This window comes from Paenibacillus turpanensis, from assembly GCF_011421635.1.
Taxonomy (GTDB): domain Bacteria; phylum Bacillota; class Bacilli; order Paenibacillales; family YIM-B00363; genus Paenibacillus_AK; species Paenibacillus_AK turpanensis.
Genome location: NZ_WTLI01000023.1, coordinates 1 through 15,840 on the forward strand (window position 1 = coordinate 1; position 15,840 = coordinate 15,840).

At 46.8% G+C, this 15,840-nt stretch carries 16 protein-coding genes; 6 read left to right on the plus strand and 10 right to left on the minus strand.

What is annotated here, in order from left to right; all coding sequences use genetic code 11:
* The coding region (locus GQS10_RS22970; RefSeq protein ID WP_207952347.1) for a hypothetical protein at positions 1-182 on the plus strand (182 nt) is incomplete at its 5' end.
* 68 nt (positions 183-250) lie between these two features.
* Here GQS10_RS22970 and GQS10_RS18855 read toward each other — a convergent pair.
* Positions 251-1,141, minus strand: coding sequence for a nucleotidyltransferase-like protein (locus GQS10_RS18855; RefSeq protein WP_166245134.1), 891 nt, complete (start codon positions 1,139-1,141; stop codon positions 251-253).
* Positions 1,142-1,245: 104 nt separating this feature from the next.
* Here GQS10_RS18855 and GQS10_RS18860 point away from each other — a divergent pair, with 104 nt between their 5' ends.
* Positions 1,246-1,566: a DUF2614 family zinc ribbon-containing protein gene (locus GQS10_RS18860; protein WP_166245298.1), complete on the plus strand. Its 321-nt coding sequence runs from the start codon at positions 1,246-1,248 to the stop codon at positions 1,564-1,566.
* Between the two features lie 52 nt (positions 1,567-1,618).
* Here the strand turns inward: GQS10_RS18860 and GQS10_RS18865 are convergent, their stop codons facing one another.
* The 4 genes from GQS10_RS18865 to GQS10_RS18880 all read right to left on the minus strand — a co-directional run bounded on the left by GQS10_RS18865 (position 1,619) and on the right by GQS10_RS18880 (position 6,030).
* Positions 1,619-3,274 carry a glycosyl hydrolase family 18 protein gene (locus GQS10_RS18865; RefSeq protein ID WP_166245136.1) on the minus strand — a complete coding sequence of 552 codons (1,656 nt, stop codon included), beginning with the start codon at positions 3,272-3,274 and terminating at the stop codon, positions 1,619-1,621.
* Positions 3,275-3,463: 189 nt separating this feature from the next.
* Positions 3,464-3,907 (minus strand): Fur family transcriptional regulator, encoded by a 444-nt coding sequence (locus GQS10_RS18870; protein WP_166245138.1) that lies wholly within the window; start codon positions 3,905-3,907, stop codon positions 3,464-3,466.
* A 65-nt stretch (positions 3,908-3,972) separates the two neighbouring features.
* Positions 3,973-5,259: a DUF4097 family beta strand repeat-containing protein gene (locus GQS10_RS18875; RefSeq protein WP_166245140.1), complete on the minus strand. Its 1,287-nt coding sequence runs from the start codon at positions 5,257-5,259 to the stop codon at positions 3,973-3,975.
* Positions 5,260-5,307: 48 nt separating this feature from the next.
* Positions 5,308-6,030, minus strand: a complete 723-nt coding sequence (locus GQS10_RS18880; protein ID WP_424991808.1) for an MgtC/SapB family protein — start codon at positions 6,028-6,030, stop codon at positions 5,308-5,310.
* Between the two features lie 62 nt (positions 6,031-6,092).
* Between GQS10_RS18880 and GQS10_RS18885 the strand changes: the two genes are divergently transcribed.
* A complete protein-coding gene (locus tag GQS10_RS18885; RefSeq protein ID WP_166245142.1) occupies positions 6,093-6,578 on the plus strand; it encodes a hypothetical protein in 486 nt (161 codons plus the stop codon).
* A 201-nt stretch (positions 6,579-6,779) separates the two neighbouring features.
* Here the strand turns inward: GQS10_RS18885 and GQS10_RS18890 are convergent, their stop codons facing one another.
* The 4 genes from GQS10_RS18890 to gatC all read right to left on the minus strand — a co-directional run bounded on the left by GQS10_RS18890 (position 6,780) and on the right by gatC (position 10,650).
* Positions 6,780-7,229, minus strand: a complete 450-nt coding sequence (locus tag GQS10_RS18890; protein WP_166245144.1) for a MarR family transcriptional regulator — start codon at positions 7,227-7,229, stop codon at positions 6,780-6,782.
* 174 nt (positions 7,230-7,403) lie between these two features.
* Positions 7,404-8,852, minus strand: a complete 1,449-nt coding sequence (gatB, locus tag GQS10_RS18895) for an Asp-tRNA(Asn)/Glu-tRNA(Gln) amidotransferase subunit GatB (protein ID WP_166245146.1) — start codon at positions 8,850-8,852, stop codon at positions 7,404-7,406.
* Positions 8,852-10,327 carry an Asp-tRNA(Asn)/Glu-tRNA(Gln) amidotransferase subunit GatA gene (gene gatA, locus GQS10_RS18900; protein ID WP_166245148.1) on the minus strand — a complete coding sequence of 492 codons (1,476 nt, stop codon included), beginning with the start codon at positions 10,325-10,327 and terminating at the stop codon, positions 8,852-8,854. The genes gatB and gatA overlap by 1 nt, the downstream gene beginning before the upstream one ends.
* Before the next feature lie 35 nt (positions 10,328-10,362).
* Positions 10,363-10,650, minus strand: a complete 288-nt coding sequence (gatC, locus tag GQS10_RS18905; RefSeq protein ID WP_166245150.1) for an Asp-tRNA(Asn)/Glu-tRNA(Gln) amidotransferase subunit GatC — start codon at positions 10,648-10,650, stop codon at positions 10,363-10,365.
* A gap of 330 nt (positions 10,651-10,980) precedes the next feature.
* Here gatC and ilvD point away from each other — a divergent pair, with 330 nt between their 5' ends.
* Positions 10,981-12,651 carry a dihydroxy-acid dehydratase gene (gene ilvD, locus GQS10_RS18910; RefSeq protein ID WP_207952352.1) on the plus strand — a complete coding sequence of 557 codons (1,671 nt, stop codon included), beginning with the start codon at positions 10,981-10,983 and terminating at the stop codon, positions 12,649-12,651.
* Positions 12,652-12,902: 251 nt separating this feature from the next.
* Positions 12,903-13,892, plus strand: a complete 990-nt coding sequence (locus tag GQS10_RS18915; RefSeq protein WP_243735273.1) for an EAL domain-containing protein — start codon at positions 12,903-12,905, stop codon at positions 13,890-13,892.
* 51 nt (positions 13,893-13,943) lie between these two features.
* Here the strand turns inward: GQS10_RS18915 and GQS10_RS18920 are convergent, their stop codons facing one another.
* A complete protein-coding gene (locus GQS10_RS18920) occupies positions 13,944-14,324 on the minus strand; it encodes an ATPase (RefSeq protein WP_166245156.1) in 381 nt (126 codons plus the stop codon).
* Positions 14,325-14,496: 172 nt separating this feature from the next.
* On the opposite strand from GQS10_RS18920, the gene ytvI reads away from it, so the two are divergent.
* Positions 14,497-15,612, plus strand: a complete 1,116-nt coding sequence (gene ytvI / locus GQS10_RS18925; RefSeq protein WP_166245158.1) for a sporulation integral membrane protein YtvI — start codon at positions 14,497-14,499, stop codon at positions 15,610-15,612.
* Positions 15,613-15,840: the final 228 nt, after the last annotated feature.

Here is a 15,840-nt window from a genome sequence, read left to right on the forward strand (position 1 = left end):
TAACGCTCGTTGTTCAGTTTTCAAGGAGCACTTATTATTTCGTTGATCGTTACCGCCTCAATGGCGACTCGATTAATATATCACATCGGATTCGTTCATTGCAAGTGTTAATTTCTAACACTTATCAATCTGCTTGTCCGATTTGCCTCTCGTTCGGAGCGGCGAGAATTAATGTATCATAAACAACAAAACAAAGTCAACCCTTAGTCCAAACTTTTTTTCGTCCGAGTGTGAACATAAAAGACCAATCCTAGGATTGGTCTCGATATTCCGGCCGGAGTGTATATCGAATCTCTAATAGATCAGATTCATTCTGAACGGCAAAAGCCACTTCTTTTATAAGCTGTTTATTGGCCAGCCTTCTCAAAACCAAAGCAAGATCCCCCGACAAATCGGACAGCTCGGAATGAGAATTCAATTCCGCGTAGCTCCATGGCTCCTCCCTGCTTTCCAAGACCTGGAGAAGCGCTTCACAGCAAAGCTTCATTTTCGACATAATCGAAAATTCACATGCCAGAAGCACAAGCTGCACCCGCTGTTCCACTGTCTCCCTGCTTGAAGCAAGCTCCTCGTACAGCTTATATACGCCCGGATTAACACTTCGCACTTGTTTCCATACTGTGACTTCCGGATGCAGTCCTGCCTCAATCAATACAATACGTGCCCAATGATGAAGAGCTTCGAGCACAAAATTGTAGGCATCCATAATATCTCCATCAAGCATATATTCCTTGCTTAGCAAATATGTCCGCAAAAATGACGCGAATTCAGCAAACAGCTTTTTGCGACGTACATCATCAGGAACTCCGCTCCATGAGTCTCGAATTTCCTCAAGAAAAAGGTCATGATCCACAAGTATCTCTCCTTGCAGCAATTCATATAAAGCACTTCGCATCTCTTTTCCGGCAAGCAATTTCAAGAAAGCAGCTTTATTCATCCACCGTTCTTGTATACGAAGTCCCTCTTTACTATAATGAGAGACAGTATGCTGTGAATCGTCGTGGCTACAAATGATCACTAACAGTACATCAAACGTGTCGGTCAGCTTTCCCGCTTCCGGTGTGCTTAAATAAAACAACGCACTTTGCACAATCGGGTTATCGTTTAGCTTGCGGGTATAATGCTGGCGCAGTGTTTCCATTCTGCTGATTCCTCCACATGACAGTGTACATGTTAATTCTACATCATAGCCCCGTTTCCTTCCTTCTGGACAAATTGTATATACTTGCGGAAAGAGGTATCGTTATGCGTTTTAAAAGCAGTAAAATCAATGAATTCCGTCTATGGGGTTTGCTTCTTACTTTAGTTGGTATGGGAAGTATGATTGGCGGAACAGCTGGAATTGTCTTCGGTTTGCCGGGTGGCAGAATCATTGCTGGAATCTTCCTTGTGATTGGACTTATTACCATGCTGGCCAGTACGGCAATTTATTTTTGGGCGGGAATGCTTTCAACTTCCGCGATTATGCTGGAATGTCCGGAATGCGGCAAGCAAACCAAAATGCTCGGTAAAACCGACCGCTGCATGTTCTGTAAAACGCTCTTATCTCTTGAAGCACCTAAATAATGTAAATACAGAAAACCCCTTTGGATTCATCTTCCGAAGGGGTTTTCGTATGTTATGGTTTTATTTTCAGCTCATCTTGGATCGTGTTCCAAATTTCCGGACGTTCAAAGCCTCTGCGCCAGGTAGCGACGCCTGCCAGTCCATACTTATGCACCAGTTCGACCCGTTTTCGGATTGACGCTTCGTTTTCGATCCATACCCTTTGCAATGTATCTCCGTCTTTAAATTCGATATAGTCCTGTCCAGCCTCTTCTTTGTACACAGGTGTAAGCTTACGTTCTTCCATCAACCGTTTGACTGCATCCATCGTTACCGCTTTCGAGCTCACCTTGGTTTTGCCGTCCTCCAGCTTTTCAGTCCATACTCGGGTATAAAACGGAATCCCCAATATTAACTTAGATGCAGGTACGTTGTCCTCTTCCATAATGCGAACGATCCCTTTTTCGACCCAAGGCAGAGACGCAACAGAGCCTGATTTTGGACTTGTCGCCCAATGCTCGTCATAAGCCATAACCATCATGAAGTCGACGACTTCAGCTAACGCCTCGCGATCGTAAAACATAGACCACATCTCATTCGTTGACTTGAACGTAACATCTATGGAAACAACAAGTCCCTGCTCATGCATCAGCGGTGTCAGTTCGCGTACAAACTGCGTGAGTTCATCTTTATTTTCCAAGTACACATTTTCAAAATCGATATTGATCCCATCCAGCTTGTACAATCCGGCGAAGCTGACGAGCTGGCGGATCATATGCATGCGTTTATCATAGGTTTTCAGCGCTTCTGCCGTTATTTTAGGTTCAAAGCTATTGCTAAAAAGCGCCCAAACCTTATAACCTCGATCATGCGCCCACTTCACATAGGCGGAATCCGCCATATTTTTAAGATTTCCATCTCCATCTGCAATATGGAACCAAGTCGGGCTGATGACGTTCAACCCTGGCATCTCCCCAATTTTCCTGGTATCCGGGTTCCGGCTAACGACATGCTCCCATGTTGCATTAATTTTTCCGCCGATCGGCTTCCAAGGAGTAAATGCTTGCTTCTCTTGCCGTAGAGGCTCAACTTTTCGCTCCCCTAGCGTGAAAAAGCGTTTATCAACATATCCCTGAATGCCCGTCCGTTCCGATTGAACAAAGTACCAGCCATCCTTTTCCCCCCAAATATAATGCCGTTCGGAAGAATCGACCTCGGATACAATAGGAAACTGTCTGCCCTGTGCGGAGCGAACCGCGCGTTTTCCATCCGATTTTCGTGACCCTGATACAATCGTGCCGTACTGGAGAGCATCTCCTTGCTTATGCAAAATAACCGCTCCTGAATCGGTTTGTATAAATTTCGCCCCATACACTTCAATCAACGGTTGAGCAGGAACATAAACGGTGCTCCCTTGCTTTTCCACAGGGAAGCGAAGCGTAAACGGAACCCCGTTAACCGCAGCCTCCAACTGATCCGTTCGCAAGCGAATGACCTTATCTTTTGAAGTAATAATCACGGAATCGCTGGCCTCTTCGTACAAAATAGCGGGATCCAGCAATTCCTTCACGGTCTCGACCGGTATTTTCAACGCTTCCCCACTTCCGATTGCCGACTCGCCGACTATACTTCCCTGATAGAAGACCGGCTGTGTTAAGCCTTCAAATTGAGGCCCCGTCTTCGTATTGTTTTCAGCAAGAAAGGCCCAATACGCGATAAAACCAGACATGGTAAAAAGAATAAGCATGAACATTAGTCCAAAAATGTTGCGAATTCCTCTGTTTGACCTTTGAGTCTGAGCTCTGTTTTGTTTCATCGTTGTCCCCCGCATAGGTTTTAGAAAAGCAAAAAGACGTGCCAGCTCCATGAATGGAACACAACACGCCTATTATACAATAATTAATAGAGTAATAGGGACTTAGTGACTTTTGCTTTCTTTATCGATACAATCCGGACAAGTGCCATATACTTCCATTCGATGCGCATTCACTCGAAATCCAGTTGCCGCTGCAGCCGCATGCTCCACATCATGCAAAGACGGGTATTCGAAATCTACCATTTTGCCACACTCGTTGCAAATTGCATGATAATGATCGGACATATCCGCTTCGTAGCGGCTGGAATTGTCCCCGTAAGTCATTTCCCGTACAAGTCCGGCCTCTATAAATACACGCAAGTTATTATACACGGTTGCAACGCTCATGCTCGGGAACTGTGGTCCCAGCGCTTTGTAAATTTCATCCGCAGTCGGGTGGATCATTGATGTCATCAAATGGGACAATATGGCATACCGTTGTGGTGTCATTCTGACCCCATTTGTTTTTAGTTTTTCAACGGCTTCATGAAATGCGTTCGCAGCCATGTTGTTCCCTCCTAACCTTTTACCATTTTGTCATCTTAGACTGTTAATCTTAATTGTACTTTTTATTATTTAAGTTTGTCAATAATTTTAGCCGGTACGATTGAAATTTCACTACTTGTTTCCAAATTGATTTCAAATTCGCCATTTCCAATGGTTCCCTCTGCTTCTCCTCGTTGTACTTTCAGCGGGAAGGATGGATCTATGGACAAATTCCCATGCGCTTCAGCCCGGATTGTAAAATGACCCTCTACCGGAACTCCAATTTCTAGGCTTCCGTTCGATGAATCAACCTCCCAGTTTCCGCCTACACGATCTGAGGTGGCTGTAATTTTTCCGTTCCTCGTCTGCAAATTTACGGATTTGCTAAGTTGTTCTGCTTGAATCCATCCGTTGACGGTTTCCGCCGTTACATCCCCCGTTACCTCAGAAACCATAATAGAACCATTCGTAGTGCTCAATTCGGCTGCTCCCTTGATGCCCTCCGCTTCAATTTTGCCGTTCCGCGTCTCAAGTTGGATGCTGCCCTCCGTATGTAGAACGAAGATGTTTCCGTTGGTCGTTCTGGCCTCAATATTTCCGCCGCGAATATCGGACAGCGATAGTTCCCCGTTTTGGGTTTCTGTAAGAAGCAGATCTCGTACGGTTACGTCCGATACCGTAAGACTTCCATTACTTAGCTGGCTCTCGTAATCGGCAGCAATATGCGGAGGTACATACAACGTCATATTCATGCGGGGTTTGCGGCGGTTATCATGACCATACTGCTGCGGCTCGGCACGCAGACGGACATTTGAACCTGTTTCAATACTCACCTTCGAACCACTCGCGATCGACCGCGCCTCTTCCTCTTCTACATAGCGATCAACAAAAACAACGACCTCAAGCTCAAGCTGGGAGGAGTCACTCTTGCGGATCGTTAGATTCCCGTTCGGATTTTCCACTTCAATTCGTTCCGTCAGTTCGGAAATTACAATCGATTGTTTTTCTTTTTCAAACCGGTACCCATTCTCCCCATCAAGTTGACTAAACCTGCTGACAAGCTGCTCTAAATTTAACGTTTCTTTAATGGCTGATAAGGAAAGAGGCGAGCCCGAAGCTTGAGAGAACACAATAACTGCAGCCGAAATCAATACGGAGAGCATCACGCTGCCTACCCCCAGCCTCAGCCCCTCAGAACGTTTGCGTAGATAAAAAGTAAATAAGAGATATTCAATTCCAAGAACAATAATAACAACGGGCCAAAAATGCAAAAGCAGCACAAGCCAGTTCGTCTGAAGCATTTTATCCGCCAGCAGTGTGCCCCCTACAACAATGAGAAGCAAGGCCGCGGTGTAACGTCCAGCTTTATACATCCGAAATTCCTCTTTCTATGGCAAATGGAGGTGCGTAACCAAATTATACTATGATTTCGCCAAATCTCCATCCCATAACACTTCTTCAACCCCCGGCAGAGAGCGGACCTGTTCCAGCAGCAGCGGGAGCTCCGCAGTTTTTCGAAGACGAATGGTAATCGATACGGACAGACCTGACCGCTCAGACTGCCCCACTGACATTCGTAAAATTTCGGCATTAGCAGCCTGCAAAATAGCCGATACATCCGCTACGGTTCCAGCCCGGTCACCGAGTCGCAGGGTAAGCTTCTTGACACGGCCGCCGCTTATTAGGCGGTGCTCCACCTTGCTTAACATCCATAAGCTTATAATAACGACTGCCGTTGTCAAAAAAGCGGCGAAATAAAAGCCGGCACCAACACTTAATCCGATCGCCGCGACCACCCACAAGGATGCCGCCGTTGTTAACCCGGTTACAAGTGTTCCCTGCTGCATAATGGTACCCGCGCCCAAAAAGCCGATTCCGGATATGACCGCAGTTGCAAGACGCGCTGGATCAACCCGAACATTTTCCTCAGCTACGAAATCGGAAAATCCGTAGATCGAAAGCAGCATGATCGTGGCCGATCCGACACAAACCAAAATATGAGTACGAAAGCCTGCTGCATGCTGAGAATACTCCCGTTCCAAACCGATAAGCCCTCCTAATAGCAGAGCTATCATAACCCGAATTGCAATGGTTACTTCATCCACTTGCCATATGGCTAGCGACTGATCCATTTTTTCTTTCACTCCTCTGCTCCCGAACCTTCAAAGCAAGCTTCCATACAATATGTATTAGGGAGGTGCCGGGATTGAAATTAACACGTATCGTTTTATTATATTTAATTTTGTGTTTCCTTGGCAGTTTTATTATATGCGCAGCAATATGGGCCAATTTACTGGGACCGATGCAAATTCTTCTAGATACAAATCCGGAGCTGGAAATCGCAATCGTATATTTTTTAGGCGGATTAATTGGAGGCAGCTTATACTGCATGCGCGTCTTTCATCAAATGTATACCAGCGGACTCCTCGATATTGAACGCTACTGGATATGGTATGTGCTTCGACCGATGTTCAGCGGCGGGACGGCTGTAATGACTGTTATCCTGCTGGAAAGCGGCATTCTAATTTTTACCATTGAAGATACCGTTCAGGCAAAAATCGGCCTCAGCTTCCTTGTCGGCTACGGATTCGGCAAGCTCACGCATAAACTCGAATCAACAATCAATACCATGTTTGGAGAGAGCGAGCAAACGAGCAGCACCAAGGCCAAGGAAACAAAAGGGGAACAGTAAGAAAAGAAAAGGGCTCCCTTTGTTAGGAAGCCCTTTTACGGTCAACTATTAACAGCATTCAGGAGTACAGCAGTCCTCTCTCTCTTCCGTTGTGCAGCAGTTATCGTCACAGCAAGTGTTGTTGAATAGCATGGGCTTCACCTCCTTTACGTAATTTAATTAATTGCAATATGCAAGTATGGACCAAAAAGGAATCCTCCATTATTTCGGAGGAACACAGCAGGATCCTGAATTCTGCATCGCTTTGTTAAGCAATTCAATGGAACGAATTACCGTCTCTCTTTCAAAGGCGGTCAATTGCGACATTACGCCGGCAAGCTGGGCATTCACTTGGCCGTTAATTTGATTCTCAAGCTGCTGCCCCTCAAGGGTCAGGGATAAAATATTGATGCGATTATCGTCTGGATGCGGCGTCTTCTTAACAAGTCCCTTGTCTACCAAGGTCTTAATCTGCCGGCTGAACGTAGTTACATCGATTCCGAGCGCACCGGATACATCCTGCATAGACGGCTGATGCTTCCGTTGTATTTCGTAAAGAATGTGGCTTTGCGTAAGTGAGAGCTCTTGTCCGCAGCAGCTCTCGCAGCATCGCTCATTAAGAAACCCGAAGTTACGCGCAAGCAGCTGAAACAAACCTCTTAAGTTATCCACTGTTCTCACCTCATGATTAAGTTATACCATATATAATTGCATTATGCAAGTAATTAAGTGGTATGAATTAGGAATTGTTACGAAAAAGAAAGAGCTGTCCTGCAGGACAGCTCCTCATCACCGTTTCGCGGAGTAGATTTCTATACGTTTTTGTAAAGTTTTAAAGCTGGATCTTTACTTCTGCAGCTCTTCAATGATCAGCTTGTTTACAAGGCCAGGATTCGCCTTGCCTTTCGTTTCTTTCATCACTTGGCCGACCAAGAACCCTACCGCTTTTTCTTTTCCGGCTTTAAAGTCTGCTACGGATTGCGGGTTGTTCGCCACAATACGAACAACCACTTCTTTAATTGCGCCCTCGTCGCTGATTTGAACGAGTCCTTGTTCTTCAACAATCGTTTGCGGAGACTTGCCGGTTTCAATCATGGATTTGAAAACCGTCTTCGCAATCTTACCGCTAATCGTGCCCTTTTCGATCAAGGTAATCATCTCGCCGAGCTGGCGACCCGTCACAGGAACTCCGTCAACATCAAAGTTGTTGGCGTTAAGATAACCCAGCAAATCACCCATAATCCAGTTGGACGCGGCTTTCGCGTCCTGCGTGGTCGTTAATGCGTCCTCGAAGAAATCGGAAAGCTTCTTCGATGCTGTAATTACTTCAGCATCATATGCTGGAAGTCCAAGCTCAGATACGTAGCGAGCCTTCCTTGCATCCGGGAGCTCCGGAATCGACGCTTGAACTCGATCCTTCCACTCTTGATCGATCGAAAGCCGGACGAGATCCGGATCAGGGAAATAACGATAATCATGCGCCTCTTCTTTACTGCGCATCGTTAAGGTTTTTCCTTGGGCTTCATCCCAACGGCGCGTTTCTTGAACAACACGGCCGCCGGATTCCAATACTTCCGCTTGTCTGTATTCCTCATATTCCAAGCCGCGCTGTACACCGCGGAACGAATTCATGTTCTTCAGCTCGGTCTTCGTGCCAAGTTCCTCTTGACCATGTGGACGTAACGAAATATTGGCATCGCAGCGCAGCGAGCCCTCTTCCATTTTGACATCAGACACATCGCAGTACAGCAAAATGGAACGAAGCTTTTCTAAGTATGCCTTCGCTTCTTCCGGGGAACGCAGGTCGGGCTCGGAAACGATCTCAACGAGCGGTGTACCCACACGGTTAAAGTCAACTAGGGAAGCGTATCCGCCATCCACGTGAGTCAGCTTGCCCGCATCCTCTTCCAAGTGAAGACGTGTAATACCGATGCGCTTCGTTTCCCTGTTCACTTCGATATCGATCCAGCCATTCAAGCCGATCGGCTGATCGTATTGCGAAATCTGATAGGCTTTCGGAGAATCCGGGTAAAAATAATTTTTACGGTCAAATTTGCAAATGTCGCCGATTTCGCAGTTCAGCGCCATCGCAGCCTTCATCGCGTATTCCACCGCTTGACGGTTTAATACCGGGAGGACGCCGGGGTGACCCAAGCACACCGGGCATGTATTCGTATTCGGCGGCGCACCAAAGGAAGTCGCGCAGCCGCAGAAAATTTTCGTCTTCGTGTGAAGCTCGACGTGAACCTCTAAACCTATAACCGTTTCATATTTCGGATTAGCGGCAGTAGACATTACGCCTGCACCTCCTTGAGCAGCGGCGGACGCTGCTTATGATGATCTGTGCTTTGCTCATAGGCATGAGCTACACGCAGCACGGACATTTCATCGAAAGCTTTCCCGATGATTTGCAGCCCAACCGGCAGTCCGCCGGAAAAACCGCACGGAACACTGATCGCTGGCAGACCGGCAAGATTTACCGGTATCGTGCAAATATCGTTTAGATACATCGTTAACGGATCGCCGGATTGAGCGCCGATGGCAAACGCCGTCGTCGGTGCAGTCGGGCCGATGATCACGTCGTATGTTTTCAGGACATTGTCGTAATCCTGCTTAATAAGCGTCCGTGCCTTCTGCGCCTTTAAATAATAAGCGTCATAGTAGCCCGAGCTAAGTGCATACGTCCCCAGCATGATGCGGCGCTTTACTTCATCGCCGAAGCCTTCGCTGCGCGAACGGAAGTATAAGTCCAGCAGGTTGTTCGGATTTTCGGCGCGAACACCGTAACGAACGCCGTCAAAGCGGGCCAAGTTGGAGGAAGCTTCGCTGGAAGCAAGCAAATAATAGGCGGCAACCGCGTACTCTGTATGCGGCAGCGATACCTCTTCCCACGTCGCGCCAAGACCTTCGAGCACCTTCAGTGCCTGCAGAATCGCTTCCTTCACTCCCGGATCAATACCTTCACCCATATATTCCTTCGGAACGGCAATCCGCAAGCCTTTGACATTCCCAGTAAGCGCACCGGTGTAATCCGGAATGTCCACTTTTGCGGAAGTGGAATCATGCGGATCATAGCCGGCAATCGCCTGCAGCACGTAAGCTGTATCTTCAACATTCTTCGTAACAGGGCCGATTTGGTCCAGGGAAGACGCAAACGCGACAAGGCCAAAACGAGATACCAAGCCGTAGGTGGGCTTCATCCCCACAACGCCGCAATAAGCCGCAGGCTGACGAATGGAGCCGCCTGTATCGGAGCCCAGTGCGAAATACGCCTCTCCTGCCGCAACCGCCGCAGCCGAACCGCCGCTGGAGCCTCCCGGAACATGTTGAAGATTCCAAGGGTTGCGGACTACATGGTAGGCAGAATTTTCATTCGAGCCACCCATCGCAAATTCGTCCATGTTCAGCTTTCCGACCGTAATCGATTCAGCTTGCTTCAGCTTCGAAACCACCGTTGCGTCATAAATCGGAATATGGTTGTCTAGAAATTTACTCGCACAGGTCGTGCGCAGTCCTTCGGTCACAATATTATCCTTCAGCCCGCCCGGCAGGCCAAACAGCAACCCGCGCTCACCGCCGGATGCCAGCTTCTCATCCTTTTGACGCGCTTCCTCACGAGCCGCTTCCTCATTCAATGTAAGAAACGCTCCGACCTTCCCGTCCACTGAAGCAATTCGGGAAAATGAGGCATCTACTAAATCGGCAACGCGAAGCTCCTTCTTCTGCAGCTTGCCGCGTATTTCTTCCAAGCTTAAATCAAGCAAAGACACTGCGCTTCCTCCATTTCCAATGACAAATTAAACGATTACTCAAGCACCGCCGGCACTTTAAATTGTCCATCCTCTTCTTCCGGCGCATTCTGCATGACCTTCTCAATCGGCCACGAATCACGCGGTACATCCTCACGCATTACGTTGACAAGCGGCAGCACATGGCTGGTTGGCTCGATTTCATTTGTGTCCAATGTATCCAGCTTCGCCGCGTATTTAAGAATGGCATTGAGCTGCCCCGTAAACGTTTCTTTCTCTTCTTCACTCAATTGCAGCCGGGCCAGCTTGGCCACATGTTCGACATCTTTCGTCGTTATGCTCAATTAGAGCACCTCCAACCGTTTCCATAATGATTTTGTTCCTAGTATTATAGCTTACCCTCCTTTTGAACTCAACGAACATTGCTGCAGCGCCCGAAACCATGGTATGAAAAATCGACGCGCATGTCATGCAACCAGTTTTAAAAAGCTTCCCTGAAATACTTCTTTTCCTAATACTCTCGCTAGTAAAAACAGCACATTTATGATAGTCTTTTATCTTAGATAACGGCAATTCGATCACTTTTGTGCTTTAACCCTTTAGAGGGATTAAGTAAACCAAATTTAAAAACCATATATTGGAGGTACGCCATGTCAGCAGCGCCTAACAAAAAAATGAGATCCGATATGATTAAAAAAGGCTTTGACCGTGCTCCCCACCGCAGCTTGCTGCGCGCAGCGGGCGTTAAAGAAGAAGATTTCGGCAAACCGTTTATCGCGGTCTGCAATTCCTATATTGATATCGTGCCGGGTCACGTTCACCTGCAGGAGTTCGGCAAAATTGTAAAGGAAGCAATTCGCGAGGCAGGAGGCGTTCCGTTCGAATTCAATACGATCGGTGTTGATGACGGCATTGCCATGGGCCATATCGGTATGCGCTACTCGCTGCCAAGCCGTGAAATTATCGCGGACTCGCTGGAAACGGTCGTTTCCGCACACTGGTTCGACGGAATGGTATGTATTCCGAACTGCGATAAAATTACGCCGGGAATGATGATGGGCGCACTGCGCGTCAACATTCCGACTGTCTTTGTCAGCGGCGGTCCAATGAAAGCCGGTAAGGACAGCACTGGTCGTTCGATCTCCTTGTCCTCCGTTTTTGAAGGCGTTGGCGCGTTCCAAGCCGGAAAAATCGACGAAAAAGGTCTGCTTGAGCTTGAGCAATACGGTTGTCCAACATGCGGGTCCTGCTCCGGCATGTTTACCGCGAACTCGATGAACTGCTTGGCGGAAGCACTTGGCCTTGCCCTTCCTGGCAACGGGACGATTCTAGCAGTAGCTCCTGAACGCAGAGATTTCGTGAGAAAATCCGCTCGCCAGCTCATGGAGCTGATCCAGAAAGATATTAAGCCTCGTGACATCGTTACGATCGAAACGATCGACAATGCGTTCGCGCTTGATATGGCGCTGGGCGGATCGACAAACACCGTTCTTCACACGCTTGCACTTGCGCACGAAGCAGGATTTGAATACCCGATCGAGCGTATCAACGAAGTAGCGGCTCGCGTTCCGCATCTTGCGAAGATTGCTCCTGCTTCCGACTATCATATTGAAGACGTTCATAATGCCGGTGGCGTAAGCGCGGTATTAAATGAATTGTTCAAAAAGCCGGGCGCACTGCATGGTGACCGCATTACAGTTACCGGTAAGACACTGCGTGAAAATGTTGAAGGCTGCGAAATTAAGGACACGGATGTCATCCATACTTTGGACAACCCTCATAGTGAGCAGGGCGGTCTTGCGGTATTGTTCGGCAACCTTGCTCCAAACGGTTCGATTATTAAGGTTGGCGCGGTCGATAAGTCCGTCGGCGGTTACCACAAAGGTCCTGCGATCTGCTTCGATTCGCAGGAAGAAGCCTTGGAAGGTATTGCGAACGGTAAAGTAAAAGAAGGTCATGTCGTGGTAATCCGTTACGAAGGTCCAAAAGGCGGACCGGGCATGCCGGAAATGCTAGCTCCGACGTCGCAAATCGTTGGTATGGGCCTTGGCGCGAAGGTTGGTCTCATTACAGACGGTCGTTTCTCCGGTGCATCCCGCGGGATCAGTATCGGCCATATTTCTCCGGAAGCGGCAGAAGGCGGTCCGATCGCATTCGTAGAAAATGGAGACGAGATCGAGCTCGACTTGACTAACCGTACAATCCAGCTTCTTATCAGCGACGAGGAAATGGAACGTCGTAAAGCGAACTGGAAAGGCTTCGAGCCAAAAGTAAAGACCGGTTATCTTGCGCGTTACTCCAAGCTCGTAACTTCCGCAAGCACAGGCGGAGTAATGAAAATCTAAACATCTCGTACTGTATATTCCCTAGTAATAGCTTGAGTATAAACGGAGCCCATTCGGCTCCGTTTTTCTTTTATTGGAAACTTGACCCATGGTAATTATTAAGTTCCTCTTCATACGTTTGGATTATATAATAGGACTATAAACGCCTAACTAGGAGGAGCGGCATGTCTCACTTTTGTTCTCAATGCAGTATTTTAGACCCCATTCAAGATACGGGAATCGTCAGATTACATACGAACTCCCAGCCAATAATGACAAAAGCTTTTGAGGCACTGAACACCGCTTCTATTCCCGTTGAAGTCAATGAAACAGAAATGAAGCTTCCTTATCAATCGAAGGAGCAGCTGCTGAACGTGCTTCATCAACTGCAAACCCTTTATCCTGATAACGAGAGCGACCTCGTTCAAATCGAGGTTGTTAAAGGTTTCCCAGAAGCGCCCCGCTTTGGTGAAGAACCTGCATTTTCTACGCTGAAGCAATTTACTGCACGCCTGAAGCACTATGATATGATGTCCCACATTCAAGACGGTAAATTCACCAGTCATCTGCAGCCGATCGTATCGTTCGAGAATCAAAGCATCTTTGGATACGAGTTTGTGCTCCGCCCCCTGCCGGGAGAAGTATCTTTCCGGCCTTACGAACTGTTTTATGCTGCGCAAGAAGCAGGCCTCCACTCCTTTCTTGACCGCCAGGCAAGGATTTCGGCAATTCGTGTTAGTGCAGAGCTTCTTCCACATGGAATAAAACGATTTATTAACTTTCTACCTTCATCTATTTACAATCCGAATTATTGTTTGAGCCATACGTTTCAAGCGGTAGAACGATACCAGGTGAATCCTCGTGATCTCGTATTTGAAGTCGTTGAAACCGAGAAAATTACGAATATAGCTCATTTGCAATCTATCTTTGATGTATACAAGAAGAACGGGATGCAGGTTGCTTTAGATGATGTCGGCTCGGGCTTTTCCACATTAGAGGTCCTGCGGGCGCTTCAACCGGATTATGTGAAAATTGACCGAGGGATTATCAGCTTTTGCGATCAAGACAATCAGAAGCAGCAGAAGATAAAGGAAATTTTAGAGATTGCAGAGAGCTTCGGAGCAACCGTATTGGCCGAGGGGATCGAACGGATTGAGGAATGGGAGTTCTGCAAAACAGCTGGAATTGATCTTGCCCAGGGTTATTTGCTTGGCAAGCCAGAGCATGCACCACTTCGTGAAAACAAGATTCATTTATCGTAAATAAACGTTCATTGTAAAGAAAAGGCGCGACCCTAGGGTCCGCCTTTTTGTTTAAATCCAAGCCCGCAAATTGATTTGTTTAACAAAATCTTCCCGGCTCTGTACTTCCTTGGCCTTCTCTTCCGGTTCCTGTTCCGGAATTTCTCCGTTCATTAGCCGGCGAAACAAATACTCATTCTTAGTCGCAAGCGCATAATCGATTAGTGCTTCCATTTCTACACGCTCCGCTTCTTTCTTAAGAAGCACTTCCTCCAGCTCAATATCGGAAGCAGGCACAAAAAAATTGCGATTCATCTTCGGAATTCGCACGACATAATCAAAAACATTATCCGCATTACGGTCGTAGGCAATAATATATCCATAATCCCCGATTGGCAGGTTTTGTTCAAATTGATCGGCAACAATATAAACCTTCTGCCCCAAACGCAGCATGACGTTCCCTCCCCCATGAATGGTGTTTGGACGCTTCCTTATATATTTATATTATTTTACTAAAAAAAATGTACAGTGTCTATCGACACCAGCCCACGCCGCGTAAGCAAACTCGTATTTTGAGAACAAATGGGATAAACTAGAATCATCAAAAACTTGTTGGGGGAATCCGATGCAGACGTTTTACCGAAAATACTATAAAACTGCGATCGACATTGCTTTAATCGCATTAACCGTTTATTTAATCATGCTAACCTTTAGCTTTGTGTACAAAATTGCGGCGCCAATATTGCTGGCTTTTCTCATTTACTATATGATCGAGCCGACGGCACGCTTTCTCAATCGGAGAGGGATTAAAAAGTCAATTGCTTCGGCGATTGCCATCTTATTTTTTCTTTTGATCATTGTTGGCGCTTTTATTGCCGCAGGAATCATTTTTATTAACCAAATCGATAAGCTTCAAGTTATGATTCCGAAGTATGCCGAAACACTGCAAATTGAGCTGACAAGAGGCCTTGCTTATATCCAGACCCAAATTGAAGCTCTTCCCCCAGATATGACCGCTGATTTAACGGCAAAGCTGCAGGAGTATGTCAGCACGTTAACGTCATGGGGCTCAAAAGCAGCAACTTTTGTGCTCGGCTGGTTGTTTGCCATGCTTACTTCCTTCTCAACCTTTCTCGTCAATTTGGTTATCGCGGTGATTCTCGCTTATTTTCTTTCAATTGAAATTGATTATTGGAAGAAAACAGCGAGTGATAAAACACCAAAAACGTTTAAAACCGCCTTCACCTTCCTGCGCGAAAACGTATTGAAGGGGATTTTCGGTTACTTGAAAGCACAGCTCAAACTCATTACGCTTACCTTTATCGTTATTTTTGCTGCACTGCTTATTCTTAGAGTGGATAACGCGTTCTCCATCTCGTTATTATCAGCTATATTTGACGTGCTCCCGCTCCTTGGCGTGTCCACCGTTTTTGTGCCGTGGATCATTTACCTGTTTGTTACCGGTAAGGTAACGCTAGGGATTTGGTTGACTGTTCTGCTCGGGATCGTCATACTAGTCCGTCAAATTATGGAGCCTAAAATAACGGGGGACACTCTCGGCGTATCTGCGTTTACGATGCTTTCCTTTATGGTCATTTCCTTATCCCTCTTTGGCGTAGCTGGGCTGATTCTATCGCCGGTACTCATCATTCTGATGAAGGCGCTCTACGAACAAGGGTATTTAAAACGGTGGATAAGACTTCCTGAGGAAGAATACGAATCACAAGAAAAATTGTATTAAAAGTAGAATCCCACGAAGGACAGGCAGAGCTACTGCACATAAACCAAGCAGCACCGATGGCCATTACGTGCGCCTGCCTTGTACATCTGAAAGCTGAATGAAGATACAGACAGGAACGACAAGCTTCAAATTAAAAAGAAGTCGATAATCTATTCTTATGAAATAGATACCGGCTTCTTTTTCGTTTCCGTGATGATAGTAAGGTAAGATCCAACTGGCATTTGAATA